The sequence below is a fragment of the Streptomyces sp. NPDC054841 genome, from assembly GCF_053611045.1.
On sequence record NZ_JBSGZO010000252.1, the window covers coordinates 1 to 12,456 of the forward strand.

General features: G+C 71.0%; 11 protein-coding genes. 3 read left to right on the plus strand and 8 right to left on the minus strand.

The features are described 5' to 3' along the window. Positions 1-38 precede the first annotated feature (38 nt). The 3 genes from ACWGI8_RS27755 to ACWGI8_RS27765 form a co-directional block, all read right to left on the minus strand. Complete coding sequence (locus tag ACWGI8_RS27755) at positions 39-302, minus strand: DUF1876 domain-containing protein (protein ID WP_453664938.1); 264 nt, start codon at positions 300-302, stop codon at positions 39-41. 57 nt (positions 303-359) lie between these two features. After that, positions 360-1,070, minus strand: a complete 711-nt coding sequence (locus ACWGI8_RS27760) for an SRPBCC family protein (RefSeq protein WP_453664939.1) — start codon at positions 1,068-1,070, stop codon at positions 360-362. Positions 1,071-1,243: 173 nt separating this feature from the next. Beyond that, positions 1,244-1,741, minus strand: a complete 498-nt coding sequence (locus ACWGI8_RS27765) for a COG4315 family predicted lipoprotein (protein WP_453664940.1) — start codon at positions 1,739-1,741, stop codon at positions 1,244-1,246. 167 nt (positions 1,742-1,908) lie between these two features. Between ACWGI8_RS27765 and ACWGI8_RS27770 the strand changes: the two genes are divergently transcribed. Beyond that, entirely contained in the window at positions 1,909-2,868 is a 960-nt protein-coding gene (locus ACWGI8_RS27770) for a CHRD domain-containing protein (protein ID WP_453664942.1), read from the plus strand. 357 nt (positions 2,869-3,225) lie between these two features. Then, positions 3,226-3,528, plus strand: coding sequence for a hypothetical protein (locus ACWGI8_RS27775; RefSeq protein ID WP_453664943.1), 303 nt, complete (start codon positions 3,226-3,228; stop codon positions 3,526-3,528). A gap of 122 nt (positions 3,529-3,650) precedes the next feature. Here the strand turns inward: ACWGI8_RS27775 and ACWGI8_RS27780 are convergent, their stop codons facing one another. The 5 genes from ACWGI8_RS27780 to ACWGI8_RS27800 all read right to left on the minus strand — a co-directional run bounded on the left by ACWGI8_RS27780 (position 3,651) and on the right by ACWGI8_RS27800 (position 9,572). After that, positions 3,651-5,141, minus strand: a complete 1,491-nt coding sequence (locus tag ACWGI8_RS27780; RefSeq protein ID WP_453664944.1) for a DUF445 domain-containing protein — start codon at positions 5,139-5,141, stop codon at positions 3,651-3,653. Positions 5,142-5,810: 669 nt separating this feature from the next. Then, positions 5,811-6,515 carry a DUF1707 SHOCT-like domain-containing protein gene (locus tag ACWGI8_RS27785; protein ID WP_453664946.1) on the minus strand — a complete coding sequence of 235 codons (705 nt, stop codon included), beginning with the start codon at positions 6,513-6,515 and terminating at the stop codon, positions 5,811-5,813. A gap of 251 nt (positions 6,516-6,766) precedes the next feature. Further along, entirely contained in the window at positions 6,767-7,849 is a 1,083-nt protein-coding gene (locus ACWGI8_RS27790; protein WP_453664947.1) for an ABC transporter ATP-binding protein, read from the minus strand. 6 nt (positions 7,850-7,855) lie between these two features. Next, complete coding sequence (locus ACWGI8_RS27795; RefSeq protein ID WP_453664953.1) at positions 7,856-8,707, minus strand: ABC transporter permease; 852 nt, start codon at positions 8,705-8,707, stop codon at positions 7,856-7,858. Between the two features lie 64 nt (positions 8,708-8,771). Then, the gene (locus ACWGI8_RS27800; protein ID WP_453664949.1) at positions 8,772-9,572 is read right to left on the minus strand and encodes an ABC transporter permease; all 801 of its coding nucleotides are present in this window, start codon (positions 9,570-9,572) and stop codon (positions 8,772-8,774) included. Positions 9,573-9,782: 210 nt separating this feature from the next. On the opposite strand from ACWGI8_RS27800, the gene ACWGI8_RS27805 reads away from it, so the two are divergent. Then, complete coding sequence (locus ACWGI8_RS27805) at positions 9,783-12,263, plus strand: transglycosylase domain-containing protein (RefSeq protein WP_453664951.1); 2,481 nt, start codon at positions 9,783-9,785, stop codon at positions 12,261-12,263. Positions 12,264-12,456: the final 193 nt, after the last annotated feature.

Genomic DNA, 12,456 nt, shown 5'->3' on the forward strand with positions numbered 1-12,456 from the left:
CCCTCGGCCTCTTGGTGTCGGGTTGGTGTCGAGTTGGGTCACATGGCGATGTCGGCCGGCCTGTGGGTGTGGCTCTCCACATCGGCGGCGGCTCGGCCCACAAGCTCGTGGGCCAGTTCGGAGCAGGCGCGGGCCGCTGCGAGTTCCTCGCCTATCTTCGCGTCCGGGGTGTCGCCGGGGCTACGCCTGGCTACTCCCTTGCCCTGGACGCCGGGGGCATTTTCCCCGCTGAGCGAGGCTTTACAGGCGGTCCGGGTTCCGTCTTCCTCGAACGACAAGTCGATGTTCCAGTGTTGCGTCATGACGGGTCACCTTCGCCGTACGGTTCCGTCAGCCCCTGCGTGCGGGGCATCGTGGCGTTACTTGATGGGATGTGCCTGCTCCACCAGGTCCTTGAACTGGTGGAGGTCCTCCCGGACGGTCCGTTCGATGGCGGAGGACTGGGCAAAGCCCTTGGGCCCCCCGAAGGCATTGTGCGCCTCGGCGGGGTCGTACTCCATGCGCAGCTGCATCCTGGTGTGGGTCGCGTCGATGGGGAGGAGCGATACGGAGCCGCTCAGGTGCGGGCCCTCCGTGGTTCTCCAGGTCATCGTCTCGTTGGGGCGGAGGTCATCGGTGGCAGCCTCGATCCCGCGGGCCGTGCCGCCGCCGCCCTCCAGGTCCATGTGTACGCCGGTGGTGCCTTCGCGCCGGGCTTCCCGTACGCCTCCGACGAACCGTGGATAGTCCTCGACCTGGTGCAAATGGTCCCAGACCACGTCACCGGGTGCCGTGATGTCGATCTGTTCCTCGAGCGTGGGCATAACGGTCTCCCTACCTCTTACTCCAGGGTGCGTTCCGCGGCCCGTCATCGCAACGGATCCGGCTGTCCGGAAGGCGGCCCAGTCCACGGATGCGCTGGTCGCTGCGGCCTCCTCCTCGGTCGCCACATCCCCGTCGCCCACCGGTCCGACCGTGCCCGGCCGCGGCCGGGCGAGGACCCGGACGACGGGGACCCGGGCGACGAGGATCCGGGCGACGAGGATCGGGGCGACGAGGATCCGGACGAGGACCCGGGGGACGAGGACCATTCCCGGGGCCGCCCGCCGCGGGGGACGGACAAGGCGGTGGCCACCGGGAATGGCCGGCTGCGGCGGGCGGGGGCTGAATTCCGGCCGCCGCAGGTCCACGGGTGGCCGTAACCGAACTGGATTACGCCTGTTACGGAATCATGAAGGAATGGAGAGGCGAATTCCGGGTGACGTCAGACCGCTTTCTTGATGAGCTTTCCGTCCGCCGCGATCACGAACCACTCGCCGTCCAGGCCCTGCCCGTTGAGGTCACCGGGCGTCGTGTCGCCGACGTAGTAGTAGAGCGGCCAGTCCCCGTACGTCGCCTGCTCCGCACCCTCGCCGAGTTTGATCTCCTTCAGCAGGGAGGCGGTGGTGCCGCTGCCGGCCGTGACGTCCTCGGCCGAGGTGAGGGCCGGCCAGACCGCGATGCAGTCGTCGTCGCAGGCGCTCGCGGCGCCGGGCTTGTCCTTGGCGAATCCGTACAGCGTACGGCCCGAATCGTCGACCAGGATCCGGCCGAGCGGGGAGTCCGCGATCTTGACGGAGGCGGCGGTCCTGGCGGGCTTGGCGGGCTTGCCCGCGGACGCGTCCGCGGGCTCGTCGGACCCGCCGCAGGCGGTCAGCGCGAGCAGGGCGAGCGTGGCCGCCGGAGCGGCGAGGAGCGTCGTCTTGGTACGGGCGCTGCGCATGGTGATCCCCCGGTTCGGTGTGTGTGGCTACGCAGGGTTGTACGGCGGCAACTGACCCGCGGTTCAATCGAATTAAAGAGATTTTCTATTGAACAACCGCGAGCCGCGGCGCGTACTTCCCGGCGACCGACTCTATGCGAGTCGGCCTCAACGGGAGGATGAGAACAATGCAGAAGCGATTTCTCGCGGTGACGGCAGCGGCAATTGTTATCGGTGTTGCGGGTGTTACTCCGGCGATCGCGCACGGCGGGCATGACAGCCATGGTTCGGGGGCGGGGGGCGGAGGTACGAAGACGGGCAACGCCGCCACGTTCACCACGCCGGCCGCCGGCAAGGCGGTGACCCTGGCCGCCGAGCTCTCCGGCGCCAACGAGGTGCCCGTGCAGGGCGGGCCCGCGGTGAACGACCCGGACGGCAAGGCGATCGCCCTGGTGAAGGTGAAGGGCGACCGGGTCACGTTCGCACTGCAGTGGAAGGGCTTCGTGCCGAGCCTCGGCCATATCCACGAGGGCGTCGCCGGGAAGAACGGGGCGGTGAAGGTGCCGCTGTTCGGCACCGCGATGCCCGACACGGTGCACTCGGCGGCCGGGCAGGTCGCGGTCACCGACGCAAAGCTCGCAGAGAGCATCCGTACCAACCCCGCCGGCTTCTACGTCAACCTGCACAGCGCGGAGTTCCCGGGCGGGGCGGTGCGCGGCCAGCTGAAGCCGCTCAAGCGGAACATCAACCCGCTGGAAATCATCAAGGGCGGCAAGCTGCGGGCGCTCGCCAACGGCGGCCAGGAGGTCCCGAAGAACGACGCGTCGAAGGTCGGCGACCCGGACGGGCACGCGGTCACGTTCCTGCACCCGAAGGGCACGGCCGTGGACTACTCCTTCGCCTGGGTCAACATCCAGAGCCCGTCGAAGGGCCACGTCCACAAGGGCAAGTTCGGCAAGAACGGCGACGTCGTCTTCGACTTCTTCAACCGGCCGGTGCCGGACGGGATCTTCGCCGTCAGCGGGCGGCTGGCGGGGCAGAACCCGGACGTGGTGAAGCGGGTCCGGGAGAACCCGCGCAACTACTACTCCAACATCCACACGGCGGAGTTCCCTGACGGGGCCGTGCGCGGGCAGTTCTTCCACTGACGGCGGGTGCGCGCGCTGCACGGTGCGCGGCGGGCGCTCTGCGGGTGCGCGCTGTGCGGTGCGCGGGAGGCGGTGCGCGGGGAGGCGGCGGGCGGGGAGGCGGCGGGCGCTCTGCGGGGTGCGCGCCGTGCGGTGCGCGGGAGGCGGTGCGCGGGGAGGCGGCGGGCGGGGAGGCGGCGGGCGCTCTGCGGGGTGCGCGCCGTGCGGGAGGCGGTGGGCGGTGGGCGCAGGTCAGGGTCTGGCGCAGGTCAGGGCCCGGCCCGCGCCCGGCTCCTGCCCGGCCTCGGCCCGGCTCCTGGCCACCGAACCCCCTCGTTAGGCTCAAGCCAGTCCAAGACCGAACGAAGGGCGGCAATCATGGCGAGGATTCCGGCAGCGGCAGTCGCGGCGAGCGGCCTCATCGGGGGCTACGCCGTCGCCCGGTGGACCAAGAAGCGGCCGCTCGGCGGGGTCGCGCTGGCCACCGCCGGGGCCGTCGCCGCACGGCAGTGGCAGCAGGAGGCCGGGGGGAAGGCCGCGGCCGGGCTGAGTGCGGCGTACGTGGCCGCGTTCGCCGGGTCGCATCCGCTGGCCAAGAAGGTGGGGGCGTGGCCTGCTGTGTTCACCGTGGCGGGTGGGGTGGCGCTCGCGTCGTGGGCCGTCACCCGTCGGGCGGCCTGAGCGAACCGCTCCACACGGGATTGAACGGGGGCGGGGGCCCGTACGTACGTATGGGCAACTCCCCCATGGTGGCTGGGCGCGTAACCGGACGACAGGGTCCGGTCTACGCGCCCAGCACTTTTTCACGCACCCAGCGCATGCGCGACCGTATAGATCAGCAGACCTGCCAGCGCGCCGACGACCGTGCCGTTGATACGGATGAACTGCAGGTCACGGCCGATGTGTGCCTCGATCTTGCGCGAGGTGTGCTCGGCGTCCCAGCTCGCCACGGTGTCGCTGATGAGGGACGTGATCTCCTCGCGGTACGTCGTGACGACGTAGACCGCGGCGTCCTCGACCCAGCCCTCCAGCTTCTGCTGCATCCGGCCGTCCGTCGCCAGTCGGGCGCCGAACGACATGAGGGACGCGCGGGCGCGCAGGCGCAGCTCACTGCGCTCGTCCTCGGCGGCCGAGATGATCATGGCGCGTACGGAGGACCATGCGGAGGCGATGATGTCCTGCACCTCGGTGCGGGACAGCATGTCCGACTTCATGCGCTCCACCCGCACGCGGGTGTCCGTGTCGGCCTGGAGGTCGGACGCGAAGTCGGCGAGGAACCGGTCGATCGCGCCGCGCGCCGGGTGGGCGGGCATGTCCCGCATCTCCGTGACGAAGCGGAGCAGCTCCTTGTAGACGCGCTCGCCGACCTTCCGGTCGACGAAACGCGGGGTCCAGCCGGGGGCGCCGCCCTGGACCGCGTCCATGACGGAGTCGCCGTGCTCGACCAGCCAGTCGGCGGCGCGGGCGCAGATCAGGTCGACGGCGCGGTGGTGGGCGCCGTCCGCGACCACCTTGTCGAGGGTCTTGCCTATGCCGGGCGCGATCTCGACGGCCTCGGCGCGGCGTGTGATCGCCTCGCCGACGACCGCCTGGACGTCGGAGTCCCGGAGGACGGTGAGCGCGCCGCGCAGGGCGGTCGACAGCTCGGCGGTGACCCGGTCGGCGTGCGCGGGCTCAGCGAGCCAGGCGCCGAGCCGTCCGCCGAGGGAGAGGCCGCTCAGGCGGGCCCGGACGACCTCACCGGAGAGGAAGTTCTCGCCGACGAACGAGCCGAGGGACGAGCCGAACTGGTCCTTCTTGGTGGGGATGATCGCGGTGTGCGGGATGGGGATGCCGAGGGGGTGCTTGAACAGTGCGGTGACCGCGAACCAGTCGGCGAGCGCGCCGACCATGCCGGCTTCGGCGGCCGCGGCGACGTAGCCGGGCCAGCCGTCGATTCCGGAGTTCTTCGCCCAGGTGGCGAGCGTGAAGATCAGCGCGACGAGCAGGAGCAGACCGGTGGCCATCGACTTCATCCGGCGAACGCCGCGGCGTTTCTCCTCGTCGGCGGCGGTGTACGCGAACGAGGCGAGGGGGGCGGGGCGGGTGCCTCCGGCGGCCGTCGGGGAGGTGGCTGCCGGGCGGGTGCGGCCTGTCGGGCCTCGGCGGGTTCCGCCGACGATGCTCCCGCCGCTGTCACGCACCTCGCCGTCGGCTGTGGCGCCTGCCGCGCTTCCGGCTACCCGGCCGGTCCCGGCTCCGGCACCTCCGGCCGCCCGGCCGGTCCCACGTGCTGCGCTATTGGCCGCTGTCATGTCCGTGTCGCCTGCCGGGCCATTGGCCGTGCCTCCGCCGGGCCGGGCAACGCCGGAGCCGGTGCCGCCTCCCGGTGAGCCCGCGACCCCACCAGGACCGGCGGCCGCAGCCGGGGCAGCGAAAGCCCCCGACCCGAGCCCAGCCTCCTGCGCGGCACCGGACGCCCCCGACCCGAGCCCAGCCTCCTGCGCGGCCGACTGGTCAGGACTCCCGGACACCCCGTCCCGCCCAGCCGCCGCCGGCACACCGGCGAAGCCCGCGCCACGGTCCTGACGCTCCGGACCCGCGGCCCCACCAGGCCCCGACGTGCCCGGGGCATCGGACATCCCCGACCCGAGCCCAGCCTCCTGCGCAGCTGACTGGTCAGGACTCCCGGACGACCCGTTCCGCCCGGCCGCCGCCGGGGCAGCGGACGCCCCCGACCCGAGCCCAGGCCTCTGCGCGGCGCCGGACGCCACCGTCCCGGGCTCGTTCGCCGCCGGCGGGCCGGGCTCTCCGGGGACCCTCTGGGGATCCGGATTGGCGCGATCCGTTCTTTTCATCCGCTCCACCCGTCCGCGTACGTATCGTCCCTTCCCTATCTGACCTACTCCTGGGACGCACGTCGAGTTCCCACGGCCGCGTGGCAGGCGGACGTGGAAGTGGGAACGGCGGGCGCGGCGGGCGCGCTACTCGAGCTCGCCCCGCGCCTCCGCGCCGCGCTCGCCCTTCTCCAGGCGTGCACGGCGGCGGGCCTCCTTCAGCCGCAGCTTGTCGGCCTTGCGCATCTTGCGCTCCACGCCGACGCCGCCCATCAGGGCGAAGCCGGTGATCACCACGCGGGGCGAGCCCGGTGCGATAACGGCCTCGTCCACGTCTTTCTCGTCGAAGCCGCCCATGAAGCCGAAGCCCTTGACCTCGACGTGCAGCTCCGGGGGAACGGTGACCTGGATGCCACCCATGAGCGTGAAGCAGCGGATCACGATCTCGCGGTCCTCGAAGTTCGCATCCCGCAGATCGATCTCGCCGCCGCCCTGGAGTGCGACAGCGGTGAAAGTACGACCGACGGTCCACGTGCCCCTGCGCATGAACCCGCTCCAGAAGGCGAACGCCCCCGTGGACGTGGGTGGTTGACCCACACGCCGGGACCAGTCCACGGCACCGTCTGCTGCGGGTACGGCGGCGAGCGGCGCTGCCGAGCTGCCTCCCGGTGCGGGGAGATCCCGTACCAGCGGCTCCAACTCCCCACGCGTACGCGCCTTGTACGTGGCGTCCAGGCGCTCCTCGAACTCCTCCATGTCGAGTCGCCCCTCGGCCACCGCGTCGCGCAGCCGCTCGGCGATCTGCTCCCGCTCGGCGTCGGAGGCCCGCATTTCCGGAAGATCGCTCGTCATACGGTCAGCCTAGTCAATCCGAGTTTCCATCGCCGCACCTACAGCGCCCACAGCACCCACAGCACCGACTGCGGACGCCGCCCGCGTCGCGCGCCTCACCGGCTGGACTCACCGCTGTCGCTCGGTCGGTGCTGTCGCTCGGTCGGTGCGGTCGACCAGGCCGACATCGGGAACCGTCCTTCGCCCCCGGGCGTGATCCGTAGCACTGGCTTCGGTCAGCGATGGGGCAAGGGTACGAGCTGCTCCAGGTCTCAAGCGCCACGGGCCGCGCGGCTGCCCGGCCGGTCCTCCATGCGATACAGCATCTTCGCGATCACCGCCTCGATGTCCGGCTCCCGCACCGACAGATCCATCAGCGGATACTCCGCCGCGATCGCGGCCACGATCGGCGCCGCCGACTCCGCCGCGGGGAACGACAGCCACTGCCGCGGCCCCTCGACCCGTACCGTCCGCGCCCCGGCCACCGCGATCGGCGGCAGCGGCCGCTCCAGGTCCACCACCAGCGTCCGCTCGCTCGCCCCCACCTCGTGCAGCCCCGCCAGCGCGCCGTCGTACATCAGCCGCCCGTGGTCGATGACCATGACCCGCTTGCACAGCTGCTCGATGTCGGTCAGATCGTGCGTCGTCAGCAGCACGGTCGTCGCGCGCTCGGCATTCAGGTTCCGCAGGAACTCCCGCACCTTCGCCTTCGACATCACATCGAGGCCGATCGTCGGCTCGTCGAGGTAGAGCACCTCGGGGTCGTGCAGCAGCGCCGCCGCGATGTCGCCGCGCATGCGCTGCCCGAGCGACAGCTGCCGTACGGGTACGTTCAGCAGCTCGCCCAGGTCCAGCAGTTCCACGCACCGCTCCAGGTTCTCCCGGTAGCGCGCGCCGGGGATCCGGTACATGCGGTGGACCAGGCGGTACGAGTCGATCAGCGGCAGGTCCCACCACAGCGTCGTGCGCTGCCCGAAGACCACGCCGATGCGCTGCGCCAGCCGGGTCCGCTCGCGCGACGGGTCGATGCCGGCGACGCGCAGCCGTCCGCCGCTCGGCGTGAGAATGCCCGTCAGCATCTTGATGGTGGTGGACTTTCCGGCGCCGTTCGGGCCGATGTAGCCGACCATCTCGCCGCGCGGCACCCGGAAGGTGATGCCGTCGACCGCCCGTACCTGCGTCTTCTCGCGGCGCAGCAGGCCTGTCCTGCGCCGTACGTCGAAGACCTTCTCCACCCCGTCGAGTTCGATGAAGTCCTCGACGGAGTCGCCGACGGAGGCGACGACAGAGACGTCCACGGCGTCGTCCACGGCGCCGTCGGCGGCGTCCTCGGCGGTGTCGTTGATGAAGTCCATGACGCGTCAGCTCCCCGTGCTCCGGTACGAACGAAGGCCGGCCCGCCAGGCCAGTCCGGCGAGCACGCAGCACACCGCCGCGACGAGCGGCGGCGCGAACGCCAGCAGGCGCGGCAGGTCAAGCGGATAGGGCTGCCCCAGGACGTACAGCGCGGGCAGCCAGTTGACGAAGGCGAGCGGTACGACGAAGGTCACGCCCCGCACCAGGTCCTTCGCGAAGATTGTCGGCGGGTACTGCAGCAGCGTGTTGCCGCCGTACGTGAAGGAGTTCTGCACCTCCGCGGCGTCCTGCGCGACGAACTGGAACGCCGCGCCCGCCACGAACATCGACGCGAAGATCGCCGCGCCGCTGAGCACCATCATCGGCACCATGGCGACCCGCAGCGGCGTCCACGCGATGTCCAGCACGAGCAGCGCGTAGCCGAGCACCAGCAGACCCTGGGTGATCCGGCCGAGCCGGCGCAGCGCGAAACGGTCCGCCGCCACCTGCGCGAGCACCGGGGCGGGCCGCACCAGCAGGGTGTCCAGCGTGCCGTCGCGCACCCGCCGCCCCAGCCGGTCCATCGACCCCATGACCAGGTCGGCCAGGCCGAAGGCGGTGCCGGCCGCGCCGTACAGGAAGGCGACTTCGGGCAGGCTGTACCCGCCGAGCGCGTCCACATGCGCGAACATCAGCAGAATCACGACGAAGTCGAACGACGTCGCCGCGAAGTTCCCGAACGCCGTCATCGCGAAGGACGCGCGGTACGTCATCGTCGAGCGCATCCACATCACGGCGATGAGGACATAGGCCCGCAGCCCGCCTCGCAGTCCGCCCGGCGGCACGTTTCGCAGCCCGCCCGGCGGCACGTTTCGCAGCCCGCCTCGCAGCCCGCCCGGCGGCACGTTTCGCAGCCTCCGCACCACCCCCGGCCGCTCCCGCTCAGCCACCCTGGACCACCACCCTCCTCGTCGCGGCCGACTGCAGCAGCCGCCCGGCGCCCAGCAGTGCCACCGCCCACCCGGCCTGGAAGGCGTACGCCTCGGCCAGCCCCCAACCCCGGTACTTGCCCAGGAGAACGTCCACCGGGACCTGGAGCAGTGAGGACCAGGGCAGAAGGCGGGCCAGATCGCCGAGCGCGCCGGGGAAGAGGGTGAGCGGCAGCAGCATCCCCGAGAAGAACAGCCCGGCCAGCCAGGTGATCTGCATGACGCCCGCGCCGTCCATCAGCCAGAACGCCGACAGCGCGACCAGATAGCGCACCGCGAAGCTCACCACCACCCCGAGGGTCACGGCGAGCAGGAAGGCCGGCCAGGCGAGCGGGGAGACGGGCAGCGCGAGATCGAAGGCGAGGCCGCCGAGCAGCATCGGCACCACACCGCGGCCGAGCAGATGGAACGCGGCGCGGCCCAAGTCGCCCGCCAGCCACCACAGTTGGAGATCGACGGGCCGGTAGAGATCGATGGCGATGTCGCCGGTACGGATCCGCTCGATCAGCTCGTCCTCGAAACCGCCGCCCATCATGGCGCAGGTCATCAGTAGAGCCTGACCCAGCCACACATAGGTCAGCGCCTCGGAGAGGTCGTAGCCGCCGAGCTGCGGCCGCTCATCCCATAGGGCGATATAGGTGTACGCCATGATGAAGCCGAAAACGGTGTTGGTGAACACTCCTGCCGCCGTCGCCACTCGGTACGTCGCATAGCGCCGGAATCCACCTGCCGCAACGACCGCGTAGAGCCTCACAACAGCCCCTCCTCCCAGCGCACATGTCGAAACGCACCAAAGCGCCCGACCCTAGCCGAGCGGAACTGGCCGCCGCGACCGTATTCCGAGCGGGGGTCCGGGGGTTAGCAGGGCGAGAAGTGCAGTATGGGCACACCAAGCGAATCGCCCGAAATGACACCGTTACTCCGGAGGGAGACCTCCGGTCGGGGCCGAGGAGTCTCCACAGACATGAGCGACGAGCCACAGGAGCAGCGCTGGGATCCGCGGGATCCGACGATGGTCGGACCCACGCCCAGCCGGCCGGGCGATGTGGGCGACAGGGGCGGAACAGGTGGCAGGTTCGGCGAGGGTGGCGTTGGCGGCGTAGGCGGCGTAGGCGACCTGGGCGACGTAGGCACAAGAACCCGCCCGAGGCGCACCGGCTGGCGCCGGGCGATCCCCACCTGGCGGATGGCGCTCGGGGCGTTCCTGCTGTTCGCGCTGGCCCTGATCGGCGGCTTCCTCGCCGGCTACATGCTCGTCGACATCCCGCCCGCCAACTCCGCGGCCACCGCCCAGTCCAATGTCTACCTCTACAAGGACGGCACCCAGATCGTCCGCGACGGCGAGGTCAACCGGGAGAACATCCAGCTCGCCCAGGTCCCGCGCACCGTCCAGCACGCGGTACTCGCGGCCGAGGACCGCGACTTCTACTCCGAGCGGGCCGTCGACCCGCTGGCGATGGTCCGCGCCGCCTGGAACACCGTCACCGGCAAGGGCAGACAGTCGGGTTCCACGATCACCCAGCAATACGTCAAGAACTACTACCTGGGGCAGGAGCAGACGGTCACCCGAAAGGTGAAGGAGTTCTTCATCGCGATCAAGCTCGACCGCGAGGAGAGCAAGTCCGACATCCTGGAGGGCTACCTCAACACCAGCTACTTCGGACGCAACGCGTACGGCATCCAGGCCGCCGCGCACGCGTACTACGGCAAGGACATCGACGAGATCGGCACCGCCGAGGGCGCGTACCTCGCCTCACTGCTCAACGCCCCCAGCGCGTACGACGTCGCCACCCACCCCGAGAACCTGCCCAAGGCGCTCGCGCGCTGGAACTACACCCTCGACGGCATGGTGAAGGAGCAATGGCTGCCCGCCTCCGAGCGGACCGCCCTGACGTTCCCGACACCGCACACCGCGCGGCCCGCGACCGGGCTGTCCGGACAGCGCGGCTATGTCGTCCAGGCCGTCGAGGACTGGCTCACCAACAACAGGATCATCGACGAGAACACCCTGGCGCACGGCGGCTACCGGATCACCACCACGCTGGAGAAGGGGAAGCAGGACGCCTTCGCCGCAGCCGTCGACAAGCATGTGATGGCCCACCGTCGCGACGGCACCCGGCCCGCCGACCGGAACGTCCGCGTCGGCGGCGCCTCCATCGACCCGGCCACCGGCAAGGTCGTCGCCATGTACGGCGGCATCGACTACACCAAGCAGTACGTCAACAACGCCACGCGCCGCGACTACCAGGTCGGCTCCACCTTCAAGCCGTTCGTCCTCACCGCCGCGATCGAGAACGGCTCCTCGACCCAGGACGGCCGCCGCATCACTCCCAGCACGGTCTACGACGGGACCGACCGGCGCGAGGTGGTGGGTGCCTACGGACCGGTCGGCTACGCCCCGGAGAACGAGGACAACATCTCGTACGGTCACATCAGCGTCCGCGACGCCACGGACGCGTCGGTCAACGCGGTGTACGCGCAGATGGCCCAGGACGTACGGCCCAGCAGGGTGCGGGAGACCGCGATCGCGCTCGGCGTCCCGAAGAACACCCCCGATCTGACCGCGACCCCGTCCATCGCGCTCGGTGTGGCCACCGCGAGCGTCCTCGACATGGCGGAGGCGTACGCGACGCTCGCCAACCACGGCAGGCACGGCAGATACACGCTCGTCGAGAGCATCAGCAAGGACGGCACGGAGATCGAGCTGCCCGACGCGCCGATCAGGCAGGCCGTCAGCCGGGAGGCCGCCGACACCACCACGGCCGTGCTGCGAAGCGTGGTCGAGAAGGGCACCGGCATGGCGGCGCTGTCCGCCGGCCGGCCTGCCGCCGGAAAGACCGGGACCGCGGAGGGCGACAAGGCGGCCTGGTTCGCGGGCTACACCCCGGATCTGGCCACCGTCGTCGCCGTCATGGGCCAGGACCCCGACACCGGCGTACAGAAACCTCTGTACGGGGCGCTGGGGCTGGCACGGATCAACGGTGGCGGGGCGCCCGCCCGGATCTGGGGCCAGTTCACGGCTGCGGCGCTGACGGGCAGGGAGGTGAAGGACTTCGACCTCACGCCCACGGAGGGCTCGGACGAGGAACTGTCCCCGCCGGACGAGCCGGACGAGTCAGACGAGTCGGATGAGTCGGACGACGACTCGTCGGCATCCCCGGACACCACGGGCCCGACCGAGGACGGCCGGACGGAGGGCCCGGCGACCGGCGGCGCGTCCACGGACGGTGGCGGGACGGACGGCGGGCCGTCGACGGGAAGCCCGACGACCGGCGGGACCACCACAGGGCCGTCAAGCGGCGGCACCACGACGGGCGGGGCCACGAACGGTGGCAGGACGGACGGCGGTTCGACCAACGGAGGGCCGTCCGACGGCGGCACCGACGGCGATACGGACAACCCGGGCGGGCCCGGCGGATGGGACGTCGTCCCCCGCCGCCTGTGAGTGCCACGGGGCCGCCGCAGGGTGACGAGCGACCGCCGCAGGGCGCCTGGTGCACACCAGTGCCTCGGATGCCGGGTGCCCACAAGCGCCTGGGGCGCCTAGGGCGTGTTGCGAAAGTAGCGCCGTCCGCCCGAAGGGCGGGGCCCGCGGCGTCTGGTGCGTGCGATCGCAAGGCGGAGGATCATCCTCGTAC